The sequence below is a fragment of the Streptomyces daliensis genome (assembly GCF_054782395.1).
Map to the genome: position 1 here is coordinate 162,452 of NZ_BAAGSO010000029.1, position 17,418 is coordinate 179,869.

General features: G+C 72.8%; 9 protein-coding genes. 3 read left to right on the top strand and 6 right to left on the bottom strand.

The window, feature by feature from the left end:
- Nucleotides 1-32 precede the first annotated feature (32 nt).
- Both ACYVOO_RS07100 and ACYVOO_RS07105 read right to left on the bottom strand, forming a co-directional pair.
- A complete protein-coding gene (locus tag ACYVOO_RS07100) occupies nucleotides 33-1,004 on the bottom strand; it encodes a class I SAM-dependent methyltransferase (RefSeq protein ID WP_461014759.1) in 972 nt (323 codons plus the stop codon).
- Nucleotides 1,005-1,135: 131 nt separating this feature from the next.
- Nucleotides 1,136-2,365: an acyltransferase family protein gene (locus tag ACYVOO_RS07105; RefSeq protein WP_461014760.1), complete on the bottom strand. Its 1,230-nt coding sequence runs from the start codon at nucleotides 2,363-2,365 to the stop codon at nucleotides 1,136-1,138.
- Nucleotides 2,366-2,546: 181 nt separating this feature from the next.
- On the opposite strand from ACYVOO_RS07105, the gene ACYVOO_RS07110 reads away from it, so the two are divergent.
- Nucleotides 2,547-5,141, top strand: a complete 2,595-nt coding sequence (locus ACYVOO_RS07110; RefSeq protein ID WP_461014761.1) for a glycosyltransferase family 4 protein — start codon at nucleotides 2,547-2,549, stop codon at nucleotides 5,139-5,141.
- Here ACYVOO_RS07110 and ACYVOO_RS07115 read toward each other — a convergent pair.
- Nucleotides 5,093-7,219 (bottom strand): hypothetical protein, encoded by a 2,127-nt coding sequence (locus tag ACYVOO_RS07115; RefSeq protein ID WP_461014774.1) that lies wholly within the window; start codon nucleotides 7,217-7,219, stop codon nucleotides 5,093-5,095. The two genes, ACYVOO_RS07110 and ACYVOO_RS07115, sit on opposite strands and share 49 nt — an antisense overlap.
- A 396-nt stretch (nucleotides 7,220-7,615) precedes the next feature.
- Here ACYVOO_RS07115 and ACYVOO_RS07120 point away from each other — a divergent pair, with 396 nt between their 5' ends.
- Complete coding sequence (locus ACYVOO_RS07120; RefSeq protein ID WP_461014762.1) at nucleotides 7,616-9,307, top strand: glycosyltransferase family 2 protein; 1,692 nt, start codon at nucleotides 7,616-7,618, stop codon at nucleotides 9,305-9,307.
- 107 nt (nucleotides 9,308-9,414) lie between these two features.
- Here ACYVOO_RS07120 and ACYVOO_RS07125 read toward each other — a convergent pair whose 3' ends face one another.
- On the bottom strand, nucleotides 9,415-14,430 hold the full coding sequence (locus ACYVOO_RS07125) for an NAD-glutamate dehydrogenase (RefSeq protein WP_461014763.1): 5,016 nt from the start codon (nucleotides 14,428-14,430) through the stop codon (nucleotides 9,415-9,417).
- Between the two features lie 474 nt (nucleotides 14,431-14,904).
- Between ACYVOO_RS07125 and ACYVOO_RS07130 the strand changes: the two genes are divergently transcribed.
- Nucleotides 14,905-15,471 carry a DJ-1/PfpI family protein gene (locus tag ACYVOO_RS07130; RefSeq protein WP_461014764.1) on the top strand — a complete coding sequence of 189 codons (567 nt, stop codon included), beginning with the start codon at nucleotides 14,905-14,907 and terminating at the stop codon, nucleotides 15,469-15,471.
- Between the two features lie 94 nt (nucleotides 15,472-15,565).
- Here ACYVOO_RS07130 and ACYVOO_RS07135 read toward each other — a convergent pair whose 3' ends face one another.
- Together ACYVOO_RS07135 and ACYVOO_RS07140 are read right to left on the bottom strand one after the other, a co-directional pair.
- Nucleotides 15,566-16,276, bottom strand: a complete 711-nt coding sequence (locus ACYVOO_RS07135) for an HAD family hydrolase (RefSeq protein ID WP_461014765.1) — start codon at nucleotides 16,274-16,276, stop codon at nucleotides 15,566-15,568.
- A gap of 130 nt (nucleotides 16,277-16,406) precedes the next feature.
- A complete protein-coding gene (locus tag ACYVOO_RS07140) occupies nucleotides 16,407-16,961 on the bottom strand; it encodes a DUF6912 family protein (RefSeq protein WP_461014766.1) in 555 nt (184 codons plus the stop codon).
- Between the last annotated feature and the right edge of the window lie 457 nt (nucleotides 16,962-17,418).

Genomic DNA, 17,418 nt, shown 5'->3' on the forward strand with positions numbered 1-17,418 from the left:
CGGCCGTGGCCGTGGCCCGTCGTCGGCCCGCGTCAGCCGCGCCGCCCGGACCGCAGCGCGCGGGCGAGGGGGCGGGCGACGAGGGGCGGGAGGAGGTCGCGGGCGATCCGCCGCAGCCGGGGGGAGCCAGCGGGGTGCTTGGTGCCCGCGGGGCCGCCGGGGCCCCCGGGACGGCCCCCGCCGCCGCGTCCGCCGCGCCGCTCGTGGCGCGAGGCCGGGACCCGAGGGGGCTCCGCCTTGCGCCCGCCGACGAGCAGCAGCGGCTGCCCGGCGACCTCCTGCCACTGGAGCCAGCAGTCGCCGCGCTCGCGCAGCTCCGCGTGCAGCTCCTCCTGGAGGTCGGCCGCGTGCTCGCCCCACGTCCCGTAGAGCTTCTGGCCGCTGACGCAGACCGGCTTCAGACCGCCCTCCAGCACCGCCTGCCAGGCCGCGCAGGCGACGCCGGGCGTGTGCTCGGAGCGGAAGTCGTCGAGGACGACGACGCCGCTGTCCGTGAGCACGTCGCGGGCCGAGGCGATGTCCTGGTGCACGTGCTCGTACATGTGCGACGCGTCGACGTGCACAAAGCGGCAGCTGTCCGCCTCGACCTCGTCGGGGACCACGGAGGTCGGGGCCTGGATGATGCGGGGCAGCTCGTCGTGGAACGCGAGGAAGTTGGCCTCGAAGGCGCGGCGGGTCAGCGACGCGTAGGAGCCGCGCATCTCGCGCTCGTTGTGCTCACTGGGGGCCTCCTCGGAGTCGAAGAGGTCGCAGACGGTGAAGGTCTCCTCCTCGCGCAGGTAGGCGCGCATCATCACGGCGCTCTTGCCCATGTACGCGCCCATCTCCAGCAGGTCGCCCCGCTGCTCCCGCCGCCACTGGCGGTCGAGGAACCAGTCGAACAGGACGACGTCGGAGTTGTAGAACCAGCCGGGCACCTCGTAGAAGGACCGAGGCTGCGGCAGGTCCCCGGCCGACGAGGTGGTGGAGGCGGCGGTGGCGTTTGCAGTTGCTGCGGGAGTCATGCGGAGCGCTTCTCCTCGGACGGCGGAGCATCTGGCCATCCTGTATACGGCGGCGTCGAGGGGTGGCGCATCCCGTTGGCCGGTGGCCGGAAAGGGCTTCCGCCAGGCGCCTCGGGGCGTCCACTGAGGGTTCAGCTCGTGTTGGACGGCCCGGCATCCGTCGCCGGATTCGTCCGTACGGGTGACGGACGGCGGTGCTCCGCGGCCCGTTCACCGGCCCCTCCCCCGCCCCGCTCGGCGCCGGGACTCCCCCGCTCGGCGTCCCGCCTGCCGCCCCGCTCCGCGTCCGGTTCCAGCCACCGGGGAAACCGGGGCTCGACGAGGGGCCGCAGCACGCGGCGTACGGGAGGGGCGTAGAGGCCGAGCGCGAGCGCCGTCGTCGCGACCGTCAACACGGCGCCCGCCAGAAGACCACCCGAGAGGATGATGTCGTAGCCCCCGGCACCCTCGAAGGTCTTGATCACGAGCCCGTGCAGCAGGAACGGGTACATCGTCGCAGCGCCCAGCGCGGTGCACCCCGCACGGCGCCCCGGCACGAGGGCGAGGAAGGCGGCGCCCACGACGGCGCTGACCGCGAACAGGGCGAGCCGCATGGGGACGTAGACCACGTCGGGCACCCCCAGGTCCGCGGCGCCGTGCTGCATCAGCAGCCAGCCCGTGCTGACGTACGGGGCCACGCACCAGGCCCCGGCGACGGCGGTCACCAGCACGGGCAGGGCCAGGCGGCGGGCCGCGGCGCAGCGCAGGGGCCGCAGGTGCTCGCGTCGCATCCGCAGCCCGAGCACGAACCACGGCAGGAACATCAGCACGCGGGCGAGCCCCAGCTCGTAGCCGACGTCCAGCGCCCCGGCGGCCACCGAGATCACGGCGGCGACGGCGACGGGCCAGCGCACGGCGCGCCACAGGGGCGCGGTCAGCCGCCAGAGGAAGAGCGCCAGCAGGAACCAGCACAGGTAGAGGGGGTCGCTCGGGGAGACGGGGAACGGGTCGTCCCACAGCAGCGCGTACAGCCCCGCGTACACCGTCTCGAAGACCAGATACGGCAGCAGGACCCCGGCGACCAGCTTCCTGATCTGCTCGGGGCTGCCGGTGAAGCCCCGCGAGAAGTAGCCGCAGAGGAAGACGAAGACCGGCATGTGGAAGGCGTAGACGACGAGATAGAGCGTCTTGAGACCGCGCATCTCGTCGGAAATCGGTCCCCATCCGTGACCAATGACGACCAGAACCACCAGCAGGAACTTGGCGTTGTCAAGGAAGGGATCACGGGCGGCACCGTCGGCCCCGGCTCCGGCCTGGGCCGCGGCCACGGTGCGGTCGGTGTGATCGGACCGGTCGGTGCGGCCGAGCGTGGCTGAGGACATTGACCAGACCGTAGGCGCGCCCTCCGCGCCACGGGGTGGGCCATGCCGCCGCACCCCCGAAAGAGGGACATACGACGTTCTCTTAGCCCATATCACCTGACCGCGTTGCGCGTCGAGCCCTCGTCAACCCCCGTCGCGGCATTCACTACATAACGGAACAATATTCACGATGTGGGGCATTATGACCGCGTCTTCCGAGTCGCACTCTGTGAGGAAGCTGGAGCAGATGAAGATCGCCTTCCTGCTGGACAACGCCTACGGCATCGGCGGAACGATCCGGTCAACGGTGAACCTCTCCCGGGCACTCGCCGAGCGCCACACCGTCGAGGTCGCCAGCCTCCGCCGGAACACGGAGAAGCCCGCCCTCCCCTTCGACCCCAGGGTCAAGCTGATCCCGCTTCTCGACCTGCGCAGGGACTCCCGGGACTACGACGGCGACGATCCCCTCTTCCACCGGCCCAGCAGACGCTTCACCGAGGGCACCGACCACTTCGAGCGCGGCATCGCCACCCACCTCGGCGACCAGCGGATCCGCGACTACCTGCACCAGACCGACGCCGACGTCGTGATCGCCACCCGGCCCAAGCTCAACGACTACCTCGCCGCCTACGGCAGCGACCGGTACGTGCGCATCGGCCAGGAGCACCTCACCCGCGAGATGCACGTCGAACACGTGCGCAGCCACCAGGACGCCGCGATCAGACGGCTCGACGCCTTCGTCACCGTCTCCTACGCCGACGCGGCCCACTACCGCGAGGCGCTGGGCGCCAGGGGCGAGAACGACGAGGGCACCGGCGTCCGCGTCGTCTGCGTCCCCAACGCCGTTCCGGCTGCCGACATCGAGCCGTCGGACGGCGAGAGCAAGCTGATCGTCGCGGCCGGGCGGCTGATCAAGATCAAGCGCTACGACCGGCTGCTGAACGCCTTCGCGCTCGTCTCCGAGAAGCACCCCGACTGGAAACTGCGGCTCTACGGGCGCGGCAAGCGCCAGCCCGCGCTGCGCGCCCACATCGACAGCCTCGGCCTGTCCGACCGCGCCTTCCTCATGGGCGCCCACTCCCCCATCGAGCCGGAGTGGGCCAAGGGCGCCATCGCCGCCGTCTCCTCCGACGCCGAGTCCTTCGGGATGACCCTCGTCGAGGCCATGCACTGCGGGGTCCCGGTCGTCAGCACGGACTGCCCGTACGGTCCTGGCGAGATCCTCACCAACGGCAAGGACGGCCTCCTCGCGCCGCTGGGGGACGAGGAATCGTTCACCGTGCGCGCCTACGCGGACGCGCTGCTCCAGCTCGTCGAGAGCCCGGACCTGCGCCGCCGCATGGGCCAGGCCGCGCTGCTGAAGGCCGCGCGGTACGCGCCGGACCGCGTCGCCGCCGAGTACGAGCAGCTCATCGGGAAGCTGCTGGCCGAGCGGCCCGTGCTGGCCGCAGCGCGGCCCGCCAGGGGCGCGCGGCAGGCGCAGCCTCCGGAGGGCGCGGACGCGGGCGCGGCCACGTCCACGGTCACGGGGTCCGACGGGGCGGGCGCGTCCGGCACGGGCGACGGGTCCGGCGTGGGCGACAGGCCCGGCGCGTCCGGCGGCGCGGGCGGCAAGGGGAAGCGCCGCGGCCGGCCGTCCCTGCGGCGCCTTCTGCGCCGTCTCCTCCGCCCCTCCCTGCGCCGCCGCCTCGCCCCCCTCGTGCGCGCCGTGCGGCGGCTGCTGCGCGGGCAGCAGCCCGTGCCCCGCAAGGCCCCGGCCTCGCTGCCCCGGCCGCAGGCCCATGTGCGCGTCGCCGCCGACGGCTCGGTCGTGGTCAGGCTGCGCGCCAAACGGCTCCCCGAGGACGGCGCCGCGCTGCTGCTGCGCACCCGGCACGGCGCCAGGACGGAGACCGTCCGCGTCCCCCTCCCCCCGCGCGGCGCCGCCGTCGACGGCTGGACCGAGACCCGCCTCGACCGCTCGGGCCACCGCCTGGCCGAGGCCCGCTGGGACCTCTACGTGGAGCGGGAACGGGACGGCAAGCGCAAGCGCGTGCGCGCCGACCTCGTGGAGACGGCGCGGCTGCTGTCCCTGCCCGTGCCGCTCGACGAGGACGGAGCCGTGGCGCCCTGGGTGCCGTACACCACCTCCGACGGCTATCTCGCCCTGCGCACCTGGCGCCGCCAGGGCCACGCCGAGGTCACCTCGATCGCCCTGGGGCGGGAAGCGTTCCACGTAGAGGCATTGCTGTACGGCGCTGCCGGGCGCCCGGAAGCGCTCAGGGAGGCGGCCGTGCTGGCCGTCGCGCGGACGGACAAGGAGCGCGGCTTCGAGGTGCCGGTGAGCGTCGCGAACACCGGGAGCGCTGCGGACGGCGGCGACGGGCCGCCGTCGGTCGCCTTCGAGCTGCCCTACGACCTTCCCGGTGCCCTGGACTCCGGTTCCGGCGACGCGGTCTGGGACCTGTGGCTGCGCCCCGGCGGCCAGGACGCGGCGGCCGTGCGCCTCGCGCGGCTGCTGGACGACCTCGCGGCCCGCAAGAAGACGGACGTGCTGCCCCGGGCGCGGCTCGGCGACAGCGGTACGGGGGTCCGCGCGTACTTCTCCGTCAACAACGACCTCGCGCTCGCCCTCCAGCCCGTCCCGGAGGAGGAGCCGCAGACGGCGGACACCATGCCCGAGCAGGAACCGGCCGAGCGGACGCCCCACCAGACCGGGGGCCACCAGACGGGGGGCCACCCGGCCCAGGGCCAGCCGTCCTCGCCGCGTCAGGGGCAGAGCCCCTCCTCGTCGCCGAGCGCGTCGGCCAGGGCCTGACGGCCGACGAGTTCGGCGTCGTCCCTGGCCTCCCTGCCCACCGCCTCGGCCTCGGCGAGGCGCGCCGCGTGCCCGTTCGTCTGCCGCGCGTTGCGCGCCTCGGCCTGCGCCCCGAGGGCGAGCGCCGCCTGGTTGAAGCGGACGAGGGAGGGCGGCTCGGAGGGGCCGAGCAAGTGCGTCTTCAGCTCCTTGCGGGCCTGCGCGAGGGTGTCCTTTTCCGGGTGCCTGACCGACTCCAGCAGCGCGGGCACCCCGGACGCGTCGGGGGAGAGGATCGTGGCGGCCCGCACGGTCGGGTACCCGGCCTTGAAGTCGGCCTCGCTCAGTCCGCTGGTGTTGACCACGGCGTACGGCTTCTGGCTCGCGAGGAAGTCGGAGACCACGGAGGAGACGTCGGAGACGAGCAGGTGCGTCCGGTTGAAGCAGGCGTAGATGCCGGGCCTGCGCCCCGTGACGACGCGGTGCTCCCACGCGGGGAACGAGGCCCAGTACGCCTCCTCCCAGGCGCGGGTGGCCTCCTCCACGCGCGCGGTGCGGCTGCCCCTGGGCGCGCCCTGGAGCAGCATCCGCTCGGCCTCGTCGGCGCCCCGGCGGAAGGCGCACGTGGTCAGCGCCTCCAGCTCGGCGCGGCGCCGCTCCAGCTCCGCCGCCCCCTCCCCGGCTCCCTCGGCTCCCCCGTTCCGTTCGCCCCGCTCGGCGGCGCGCGCGGCGCTCGCCTCGCGCACCAGTTCCCGGATGCGCTGGTCGGCCTCGGCGGCGCGCGGGTCGACGGAGCCGGTCATGGGATGCGGCTTGTAGAGCAGCCGTACGGCGGGGTCGGCGAGCAGGGCGCGGACGATCGCCTCACCGGCCAGGACGACCGAGGTGTTGCCCGGGTCGTCGGTCCAGCCCTCCCAGGTCGGCGCGTAGAGCACGGTGGTCGTCCCGCCCGGCACCGGAGGTCCTTCGTACGGGTGAATGGGCGCGAGCTGGGGGCGGCCGACCTCGACGACGTCCTTGTCCTCCACGCCGATGTCGGCCGACTGGTAGCGCTCGCGTGCCGCGGCACCCGCGACCCACACCTCGTCGTACGCCTTCGCGTACGGGTTGCAGGAGGAGAGCTTGTCGCTCTCCCCGTGGTTGATGAAGGCGTGTTTGATCGTGGGGATGCGCAGAACCTGTGAGGTCTTGCCCGAGTTCGCCGGGTGGAGCAGCACGCGCAGCGTCGAGTGCTCCAGCCGCATCAGATGGGCGACGCGGGGGACGCACAGCACGGGGATGTCCGTCGCGTCCAGCTTCTGCACCATGAAGCGCTCACGGAGCACGATGACAGGCCGCCCGTCCAGCTCGGCGAGCGTGGAGAGCCACATGTTGGCCTGGTAGGCGGAGGCGGTGCCGCCGGAGAAGTACATGCCGATGGTCGGCCGGTACTCCGCCAGCCACGCGTCCAGCCACGCCAGCGCCTCCGCCTCCCCCACGGGACGGCGCGAGGGCAGCAGCCAGCCCGCCAGGTGCCCCACCCCGGCCAGCAGCGCCACACAGCAAGCGCCCGCCGCCAGCGCGCCCCACAGCGCGTACCCCGTCAGCGCCGTGGCGGCCATCCCCACGGTGGTCAGCAGGCCGACACCGGCGAGCCGCAGCGTGCTCTGCCGCCCGAAGAGCGGGGGCGGCGCGGGGGTGAGGTTGAGCGCGGAGGCGTCGATGTTGCGGGTGACGACGGGCAGCCTGCGCGAGAGCCGCACCCGGCCCGCGACGGCCTGGCACACGAAGTGCAGCCCCCAGTAGCCGAGCATCGCGGCCAGCAGCGGGACCCCCTCGACCACGGGGTGCAGCGCGTCCAGCCGCGCCAGCCCGACGAGCAGCAGCCCGTCGCGCACCAGGTGCCGCACGGTGGCGCTGAGCTGGATGCGGCCCAGCCTTCTGCCCAGGCCGCGCCATCGCCTGCGGAGCATGAGCACCTCGAGCAGCACCGCGAGCAGCGCACCGGCCGCGACGGGGGCCGCCGCGGCGAGCACGATGCCGAGCAACTGGAGCAGACAGGCGGCGGCCAGCAGCGGCAGCGCGACGGCGGGCGCCGCCAGCCGGCTCTCGAAGGGCATCACCGGGCCGCTCGTGGGTCCGTTCTTCTCCAACGTCACACCTTCCCGGCCCCGGGACCAGGGCACATGTACGGAGCGTGCCGGAATGATCACCGTATGCCCGTCAGTGCGCGTGTGCCGCGCGGCGCTGGGCCGTTCCGGGGACGCGGGGCAGCACCCCGGGATCCCGGTGCGGCACGGGCCCCACGCGCGTCGCACGTCTCACACGGGCCGCGGCACCCCCGCCGATCGCGACATTCAGGACATGCGCCTCTAGCATTTCCATACGCCATATACCGGACATGCGTACGCCTGGAGGACCCCCGTGCAGACCGCCACCCGAGCCGCGCTCCCCCTCACCCCGACAGCCCGTGCGCCCCGCCACCCCGTGCCCCACCACCCGCCCCAGGGGCTCATATGAACCGGCCCCTCAAGGTGAGCGTCGTCGTCCCCACGTACAACACGGGACGCACCGTTCTGGACGGGCTGCGGTCGCTGCGCGAACAGTCCATGGACCGCGAGGACTTCGAGGTCATCTACGTGGACGACGGCTCGACCGACGACACCGCCGCGCTACTGGAGTCGGCCCTCGCGGACGAGCCCCACATGCGGCTCATACGCACCACGAACTCCGGCTGGCCGGGCCGCCCCCGCAACATAGGTACCGACGCCGCGCGCGGCGAGTATGTGCACTACGTGGACGACGACGACTGGCTCGCCCCCAAGGCGCTGGAGAAGCTGTACGCGCGGGCGCGGGAGACCGGCGCCGACATCGTCATCGGCCGCATGGCGGGCCACGGCAGAGGCGCCCCGCGAGCCCCCTTCGCCAAGCCCATGGCGCACGGCGACTTCCGCAAGGACACCGTCCTCGCCGGGTCGATGACCGTGCACAAGCTCTTCCGCCGCGCCTTCCTGACGGACCACGCGCTGCGGTTCGCCGAGGGCAGGGTGCGCCTGGAGGACCACCTCTTCATGCTCCGCGCCTATCTGCTGGCGTCGGGCGTGGCCACCGTCCACGACTACACCTGCTACCACTGGGTGCGGCACCACGACGGCCTCCACAACATCAGCTACCAGCGCATAGAGCCGGCGCCGTACGTCGACAGCATCCGCCGGGTGCTCACCGTCCTCGACGCGCCCGACACCCACGTCCCCCCTGGCCCGCTGCGCGAGCGGCTGCTCGCCAACTGGTACGGCAACAAGGCGCTGCGGCGCCTCACCGGCAAGGGCCTGCTGATGCAGTCGGGCGACTACCGCGACGCGTGGTTCGGCGCCGTCAGCTCCCTGGCCGCCGACCTGCCCCCGGAGGCCGACGCGCACCTCCCCGCGCGGCTGCGGGTCCTGTCGGCGCTCGCCCGGCACGGGGATCTGTCGCTGCTGGAGGACTTCGCCGTCTTTGAAGCGAACATCGACCACCTGCCGAGGCTGATCTCGGCCGAGTGGGACGGGCCCCTGCTCACCGTGAAGGCGCACACGCGGCTGATGCACCGGGCCGTCGCCGACCGGCCCGCCACGCCCGTCGTCTTCACGCGCGACGCCGAGGACGCCGGGAACACCGAGGGCGGCGAGGGCGGCGAGGGCGGCGAGGGCGGCTTCCACTGGAGGCTGCCGCCCGCACTGACCGCCGTCCCCGGAGTGCTCGAAGCCGCCGACTTCACCGACGAGGTGCGGCACGGCAAGGCGACGGGGCTGCTGCGGCACCGCGAGGACAGGACCGAGATCGCGGTGCACGGCACCTCGCGCCTCGTCGAACTCCCCCTCGGCCCCGACGAGGCCGCCCCGGACGCCGCAGCCACCTCGGCGACCGAGGCACCCGAGCCCGCCGGGCTCCTGGCGCGCGCGGCACGCCGCCTGGGCCTGACGGGCCCGCCGGACGAGGAAGCGCGGCCGGTCCGGAACGCGCGGGGTCACGCCCTGTGCTACGAGGCCGAGTTCACCGTCGACCCGGCCACCGCCGACCAGGGCGGCCCCCTCGCGCCCGGCACCTGGGACGTGCTGCTCCGGCTGAACACCTGCGGCTGGCTCAGCGCGCCACGGCTGCGCGGGGTCACCGTGGAGGGCGTAGGGGAAGCGGCCGAAGCGGAAGCGGAACGCGTCCCCAGCACCTGACCCCCGCCGGCCTCCCCCACCCGCCTCCGCACATGAGGGTGCCCCCGGAACACATCGTTCCGGGGGCACCCTCGTCAGCTCGGCGAAGCCCGCTCAGCGAGCGCCGCTCAGCGGTTGCTGCGCAGCAGCGTCCGCATCGTCCGCATGGCCACCGACAGGTTCGCCAGGTCGAAGGTGTCCGACGCCTGGATCTCCTCCAGCGTGGCCCGCGCACGGGAGAGGATCGTGGAGGTCTTCTCCTCCCACGCCTCGTACCGCTGCTCGGGCGTCGAGGCACCGCTGCCCTCGGACAGCACGTCGGCCGCGATGAGCTGGTGCGCCGCGTACAGGTCCTCGCGGATGGCCGCGCGCGCCATCGACTGCCAGCGGTCGTTGCGCGGCAGCTCGCTCACCCGCTCCTGGAGCTGGGTGATGCCGAGGCGGTCGCCGAGGTCGTAGTAGACGGCGGCGACGTCCATCAGCTCGACGCCCGTACGCTCAGCGACCGCGACCACGTCCAGCGCGGGGAAGGCGGCCGAGAAGCCCGCCACCTTCAGCGCCAGCCCGGACGGGACGCCCGCGCCCTCCAGCCGGTCCAGGATCTGCTGGTGCCACTTGAGGTCGTCGCCCTTGAGGAGGCCGGGCAGCTGGTCCCAGACCGTCCGCACCCGCTCGCCGAACAGCTCGATGGTCTCCGCGAGCTGCAACGGCTGCGGCCGGTTGTTGAGCAGCCAGCGCGTGCCCCGCTCCACGAGGCGGCGCGAGTGGAGCCGGATGCTGGTGAGCACGTCGGCCGGGACCTGGTTGTCGAGCCCCTCGACCTCGTCCCAGATGGCACCGATGCCGAAGATCGCGCGGGCCGCCGTGTGCGCCCGTACGATCTCCTCCGTCGAGGCGCCCGACTCCTCCTTCATGCGGTGCAGGAAGGTGCTGCCGCCGGTGTTCACCGTGTCGTTGACCAGCAGCGTCGTCACGATCTCGCGGCGCAGCGCGTGCTGGTCGATCTCGTCGGCGAACCGTTCCTGGAGCGCCCTGGGGAAGTAGGCGTGGGCGAGGCCGCGCAGATACGGGTCGTCCGGCAGGCCCGTGCCGACCAGCTCGTCGGTGATGGTGATCTTGGTGTACGCGAGCAGCACCGCCAGCTCGGGCTGCGTCAGGCCCTGCCCGTTGGTCAGCCGCTCCCTGATCAGCTTGTCCGAGGGCAGGAATTCCAGGCCGCGGTCGAGCTTGCCCTCCTTGACCAGGCGGCGCATGTACCGCTGGTGTGCGTGCAGGAGGCTCGGCGCGCCCTCGATGGAGTTGGCCAGGGCGACGTTCTGCGCGTAGTTGTTCCGCAGGACCAGCTCGCCGACCTCGTCGGTCATCTCGGCCAGCAGCGCGTTCCGCTGCTTGACGGTCATGTCGCCGTTGGCCACGACCGCGTTGAGCAGGATCTTGATGTTCACCTCGTGGTCGGAGGTGTCCACGCCCGCGCTGTTGTCGATCGCGTCGGTGTTGACCCTGCCGCCCTTGCGCGCGAACTCGATCCGGCCGAGCTGCGTCAGGCCCAGGTTGCCGCCCTCTCCGACGACCTTGACGCGCAGGTCCTGGCCGTCGACGCGGATGGCGTCGTTCGCCTTGTCACCGGCGTCCGCGTTGATCTCGGTCGACGCCTTCACGTAGGTGCCGATGCCGCCGTTCCACAGCAGGTCGACCGGTGCGCTCAGGATGGCCTTCATCAGCTCGGCCGGGGTCATCTTGGTGACGCCCGCGTCGATGCCGAGGGCCGCGCGGACCTGCGGGGTGACGGGCACGGACTTGGCGCTGCGCGGGTGGATGCCGCCGCCCGCCGAGATCAGCTCCTTGTCGTAGTCCGCCCAGGAGCTGCGCGGCAGCTCGAACAGGCGGCGCCGCTCGGCGTACGAGGTGGCCGCGTCCGGGTCGGGGTCGAGGAAGATGTGCCGGTGGTCGAAGGCCGCGACCAGCCGGATGTGCTCAGAGAGCAGCATGCCGTTGCCGAACACGTCACCCGACATGTCGCCGACGCCCACGGCCGTGAAGTCCTGCGTCTGGGTGTCGTGGCCCAGCTCCCTGAAGTGCCGCTTCACGGACTCCCAGGCGCCGCGCGCCGTGATGCCCATGCCCTTGTGGTCGTAGCCAGCCGAGCCGCCGGAGGCGAAGGCGTCGCCCAGCCAGAAGCCGTAGGCGACGGCGACCTCGTTGGCGATGTCCGAGAACGTCGCCGTCCCCTTGTCGGCGGCGACGACGAGGTAGGTGTCGTCGCCGTCGCGCCGCACCACGTCCTCGGGCGGGACGACCTCGCCGTTCACGAGGTTGTCCGTGATGTCCAGCAGCCCGGAGATGAAGGTCTTGTAGCAGGCGATGCCCTCGGCCTGCCAGGCGTCGCGGTCCACGGCGGGGTCGGGCAGCTGCTTGCCGACGAAGCCGCCCTTGGCGCCGACGGGCACGATGACCGTGTTCTTGACCTCCTGCGCCTTGACCAGGCCCAGGATCTCCGTGCGGAAGTCCTCGCGCCGGTCGGACCAGCGCAGACCGCCGCGCGCGACCTTCCCGAAGCGCAGGTGCACGCCCTCGACGCGCGGCGAGTACACCCAGATCTCGTACTCGGGCCTGGGCGCGGGCAGATCGGGGATCGCCTGCGGGTCCAGCTTCATCGAGACGTAGGTGTGCGGGCCGCCCGCGCTGTCCTTCTGGAAGTAGTTCGTGCGCAGCGTCGCCTTGATGACCGTGAGGAACGAGCGCAGGATGCGGTCCTCGTCCAGGCTGGCCACCAGGTCCAGCGCGCCGTCCAGCTCCTCCTGGATGCCGTCGGTCAGCTCGTGCCCGGCGCCCGCGCGGCGCGGCGACATGCGCGCCTCGAAGAGGCTCACCAGCAGCCGCGTGGTGTGCACGTTGTGCCGGAGGGTGTCCTCCATGTACGTCTGGCTGTACGTGGCACCCGCCTGCCGCAGGTACTTCGCGTAGGCGCGCAGCACCATCGCCTGCCGCCACGTCAGCCCGGCGGACAGGACGAGGGAGTTGAGGCCGTCGTTCTCGGCCTGGCCCGTCCACACGGCGGCGAAGGTCTCCTGGAAGCGCTCGCGCGCGTCCTCGCCGAGGTCGTGCGCCGTGGTCTTCGCGGGCGCCGCGGGCAGCCGCAGCCCGAAGTCGTAGATCCACGCCTTGCTGCGGTCGGAGCAGCGCAGCTCGTAGGGGCGCTCGTCGACGACCTCGACGCCCATGGACTGGAGGATGGGGAGGATCGAGGAGAGCGAGACGGGGCGGCCCGTGCGGTAGATCTTGAAGCGGCGCTCTCCTGCGGCGGCGCCGACCGGCTCGTACAGGCTCAGCGAGAAGTCGGACCCCTCACCGTCGTCGCCCCCGTCGCCGCCCTCGTCGTCGCCCTTCTTGCCCAGCCGCTCGATGTGCTGGAGGTCGGCGACCGCCGCGCGCGGCGGGAAGTCCGCCTTGTAGCCCTCGGGGAAGGCGGTGGCGCCGTAGCGGTGGCTCAGCTCGGCCGCCTGCTCCTCGCCGAACTCGGCGACCAGCGCCTCCGCGAAACCGTCCGCCCAGGAGCGGGCCGCCTCCGCGAGACGGGCCTCGATCCGTTCGGTGTCGGCGTCCGTCAGCTCGGGCAGCCGCGCGCCTGCGGGCACCCGGATGACGAAGTGCAGCCGGGAGAGCACCGATTCGGTGTTCCAGGCCGTGTAGTCGACGCTGGAGCCGCCCAGTTCCTCGGCGAGGATCTCCGTCAGCCGCAGCCGGACCGCCGTGGTGTAGCGGTCGCGGGGGAGGTAGACCAGCGCGGAGTAGTACCGCCCGTACTCGTCGCGCCGCAGGTACAGCCGCAGCTTGCGGCGCTCCTGGAGGTAGAGGACGGAGGTGACGATGGACCGCAACTGGTCGACGGGGGTCTGGAACAGCTCGTCGCGCGGGTACGTCTCCAGGATCTGGAGCAGATCGCGGCCCGCGTGGCTGTCAGGCGTGAAGCCCGCCGAGGCGAGCACCTCCTCCACCTTGCGGCGGATGACGGGCACGCGGCGGACGGACTCGGTGTACGCGGCCGACGAGAAGAGCCCCAGGAAGCGGCGCTCCCCGACGACGTTGCCCTCGGCGTCGAACTTCTTCACACCGACGTAGTCGAGGTACGAGGAACGGTGCACCGTGGCGCGGCTGTTGGCCTTCGTCAGCACCAGGAGCCGGTGCTCGCGTGCCTTGGCGCGCGCGTCGGCGGGCAGCCGGTTGAAGGACGGCGAGACCGGGTGGCCCTCGGCGTCGGTGTCGGTGTGGTGCGGGTCGGAGCGCAGCACGCCCAGGCCCGTGCCGGGGACGGGCGCGAGGGCCAGCTCCTCGTCGCTGGGCTCCTTGGACAGCTCGTACTCGCGGTAGCCCAGGAAGGTGAAGTGGTCGTCGGCGAGCCAGCGCAGCAGCTCGCGGGCCTCCTCGGCCTCCTGGTCCGGCAGATCGGCGGGGAGGGGCTCGTCCGTCAGCTCGTCGGCGATGCGAGTGGCGGCGCCGCGCATCTTCTGCCAGTCCTCGACGGCCTCCCGCACGTCCGAGAGGATGCGCAGGAGATCGGAGTTGATCTGCTTCAGATCGTCCCTGTCGGTCTCCCTGTCGATCTCGACATGGATCCACGACTCGGTGACCGCGTCGTGCGGCAGCTCCTTGCGGGTACGTGCGCCGGCGGGCTCGTACGGGTCCAGCCCGGCGTCCAGCACCTCCAGCAGCTTGCCCGTCACATCACGGCGGACGACGACCTGCGGGTGGATGACGGCGTGGATGCCGCGGCCCTTGTGGGACAGGTCGTTGGTGACCGAGTCGACCAGGAAGGGCATGTCGTCGGTGACGATCTCGACGACGGTGTGCGTGCAGGTCCAGCCGTTCTCGTCGACGGTCGGCGTGTAGACCCGCACATTGGCCGTCCCCTGGGGACGCTCCTGGGCGAGCCGGTAGTGCGCGAGCGCCGCTCCGAGAATGTCGACCGGATCGCGGTCCGCGAGGTCCTCGGGCGCGGTGTGGAGGTAGTAGCGCTGGAGAAACGCCTCAAGGGCGCCGTTCTCAAGGCCCTCCACCGGGTGGTTCCCCCCGGCGGGGCTTTGCTCAGCTACCCGAGCGGCCTCTGTCAGCCGCTCGGCCTTTGCTTCATCCAGCTTGGTCTGCATGTCCTCTGGCTCCTGTCGCGCGCCGTTGCGTGACGTCGGGTGTGGCGGAGGCGCGGCGAAGAACGCGAGGCACGCGGGGTGACCGCTCGGGTTCGACGCAGCGCCGCGAGAAACGACCAGCCGCGGCCCGGGCGCTGTGACGCGGTGGGCGCAGGGTGGAGGCGGCGTTGCCTCCGGTGGATATCGGGCTGATCACGTACGTAAGGCTATCGTCCCGCACCGCACCCCCGTCATGGGCCGCAGTTGTACAAAAGCGGAGGCCGGACTTTGACGGAATGGACAGCGACAGCGCCGCCCGGCGACGAACCCGCAGGCAGCGGGCGTGCCGAAGACGGAGCCCGAGCGGGGCCGCGACGGGATCCGGGCGGGGCCTGACCGGGGCCGGGCGGAGCTGAGCGGGGCCTGAGCGCGCCCTTGGCAAATACGCCCGCCCGGAGCACGTTGAATTCACATGACGCTCCGGAGGTGGACACCATGACCGCCAGCATCCTGATCGTGACCGGTGACGCGGCCGAGTCCCTGGAAGTCCTCTACCCGTATCAACGGCTGCGCGAGGAGGGCTACACCGTTCATATCGCCGCCCCCTACCGCAAGACGCTGCGCTTCGTCGTCCACGACTTCGAGGAGGGCTTCGACACGTACACCGAGAAACCCGGCTACACCTGGCCGGCGGATCTGGCCTTCTCCGAAGTCGATCCGGGCCAGTACTCCGCTCTGGTGATCCCGGGCGGCCGGGCGCCCGAATATCTGCGCAACGACGCCGAGCTGCGCAAGATCCTCAAGGCGTTCTTCGACGCCGACAAGCCCGTCGCGCAGATCTGCCACGGCCCGCTGCTGACCGCCTCCGTCGGCGGCCTCCGGGGCCGCCGCGTCACGGCCTACCCGGCGCTGGAGCAGGACATGGAGGCCGCGGGCGCCACCTTCCAGGACTCCGAGGCCGTGGTGGACGGCACCCTCGTCTCCTCCCGCGCCTGGCCGGACCACTCCGGGTGGATGCGGGAGTTCCTGACGGTGCTGCGGGCGAAGGCACCGGTCTCGTAGCGGGGCGGTCATGCGGCGGGGGCGCGGCTGGCGGTGGCGCGGCGCCTCGCGGCGGGCCGGGCCCGTGCGGGGGCCGCCCGCCATGGGGGGCCGCTCAGGCGCGGGCGAGGCGCTCGGCCTCATCGACGGCCTCCACGAGGGTGTCCACCACGGGCACACCCGCCTCCTCCAGGCTGGCCCTGCTGTGCGAACCGCCGGTGTAGAGCACCGCGTGGGCACCCACGTGGGCCGCGGCCAGCGCGTCGTCGAGCGCGTCCCCGATCACCACGGTGCGGGACGCCTCGACGCCGCCGCCGAGTGACGTCAGCAGGGTGAGATGCCGCTCCATCTGGGCCGCCTTGCCGCCGCCCGAAGGGCCCGTCGCGCCGTCGACGCGCAGGAAGTGCCGCTCGATGCCGTGCGTACGCAGCAGGGGCAGCAGTCTGTCGTGCGGCGCGAGGGAGCACAGCGACTGGGTGCGCCCCGCCTCGCCTCCCCCGGCGAGCAGTTCCATGGCGCCCTCGGCGAGCGCGGCGTCGTGCACGCGCTGCCAGTAGTGGCGGTGGAAGGTCTCGTCCATCACCGCCCACTCCTCCTCGGTGGGCAGCCGTCCCATCAGCCGCTCGTAGAAGCGCGGCACGGGCACGCAGTACAGCTCCCGATAGCGCTCCAGCGTGATGGGCGCCATGCCCAGCTCTTCGAAGGCGGCGTTGGTGGCGTCGATCACGGCGTGGATGTCGTGCAGCAGCGTGCCGTTCCAGTCCCACACGATGTGCGCCGCGTGCCCCGCGTGTCCCGGACGTCTTTTCAGGTTCCCCGTTCCCATGTCTCCCGACCGTACGCGCCGGGTCCGACAATCCGGTACCGGATTCCTCCCGCCCCGCCCGTCGAGCCCCGCCCCACGGGGCTCGGCAGAGCCAGGGCAGCCCAGCTCAGGGGCCCGGTTCAGGGGCCGTTCAGCCGAGCAGGTTCGGGATCTCCTGTGTGGCGTACCACAGCAGCTCGTGGTCCTCCGCGCCGTCGACGGTGAAGCGCGCGTCCTCGTCGCCACGCCCGGCCGCGTCCAGCGCGTCCACGGCCGCCGCCACGTCGGCCTCCGCGTCGGCCGCGTCGAGATGCACCGCGGCGGCCTTCGCGAGCCGTACCGTTTCCGCGACCCGTACCTCGCCCAGCCCGGCCGGGTCCCCCGAGCCTCCGGCGGCGGCGCCGTCGCCCGGCGCGGGGCTGACGGCGGCGTCCGGCACGTCGGCGGCCACGACCACCCGGCGCCGTGCCGCTCCGGGGTCGGCCGCCAGGAGCCGCAGCGAAGCCTGGGCCGCGCGGCCGAGCGCGGCGTACTCCAGTTCCTCGATGTCGTCGGAGAGGTACCACTCGCGCAGTCCGGGCGTGACCGCGTACGCGACCAGCGCGTCCCGCTCCGGCGACAGCCCCGGCCCCGGCCCCGGCCCCAGCTCACCCGCCTTGTGCGCCTCTTCGAGAGCGGAAAGAGTCAGGGGGACATAGACACGCATGGCTGCCGCTTTCGTGTATCGCCGGACCGTATGCACCGCCAGGATACGGTCCGCACGCCCGCGCGCACCCGTACGGGCGTGCCGCGAAGCCGCAGGTGACCGGGGTGCGGCGTCAGCCCGCGTCCGCCCGTGGGTCCTGATAGGTGAACCTCTTCCGGCCCCGCGCGGCCGGGTACGGGCGCGTTGCGGCCCCGTGAGCGGTCCCGCTACAACCGACACCGAAGCTACCGCCGGGTATCCGCAACCGCGGCCCTGCCCGTGCCCGCCACGCATCGGGGGTCCCCATGAACAGCGCGTCCCAGCCGTCCAAGCCATCCGCCGCCCGCCCCGTCCCCGCCACTGCGGCGGCACCGTTGCCGTCGGCGCCATCGATGTCGCCGTTCGCGCACCGCCGCCAGGGCCCGCCCGGGCGGCGGGACCAGCGGGGGCCCGGGCGCGCCCCGCAGCGCCGCCGCAC

Excerpts from the sequence above, each read along its gene's own strand:
- ACYVOO_RS07125 (WP_461014763.1), bottom strand. The coding sequence starts at position 14,430 with ATGCAGACCAAGCTGGATGAAGCAAAGGCCGAGCGGCTGACAGAGGCC.
- ACYVOO_RS07105 (WP_461014760.1), bottom strand. The coding sequence starts at position 2,365 with ATGTCCTCAGCCACGCTCGGCCGCACCGACCGGTCCGATCACACCGAC.
- ACYVOO_RS07110 (WP_461014761.1), top strand. The coding sequence starts at position 2,547 with ATGACCGCGTCTTCCGAGTCGCACTCTGTGAGGAAGCTGGAGCAGATG.
- ACYVOO_RS07135 (WP_461014765.1), bottom strand. The coding sequence starts at position 16,276 with ATGGGAACGGGGAACCTGAAAAGACGTCCGGGACACGCGGGGCACGCG.
- ACYVOO_RS07140 (WP_461014766.1), bottom strand. The coding sequence starts at position 16,961 with ATGCGTGTCTATGTCCCCCTGACTCTTTCCGCTCTCGAAGAGGCGCAC.
- ACYVOO_RS07115 (WP_461014774.1), bottom strand. The coding sequence starts at position 7,219 with ATGCCCTTCGAGAGCCGGCTGGCGGCGCCCGCCGTCGCGCTGCCGCTG.
- ACYVOO_RS07130 (WP_461014764.1), top strand. The coding sequence starts at position 14,905 with ATGACCGCCAGCATCCTGATCGTGACCGGTGACGCGGCCGAGTCCCTG.
- ACYVOO_RS07100 (WP_461014759.1), bottom strand. The coding sequence starts at position 1,004 with ATGACTCCCGCAGCAACTGCAAACGCCACCGCCGCCTCCACCACCTCG.
- ACYVOO_RS07120 (WP_461014762.1), top strand. The coding sequence starts at position 7,616 with ATGAACCGGCCCCTCAAGGTGAGCGTCGTCGTCCCCACGTACAACACG.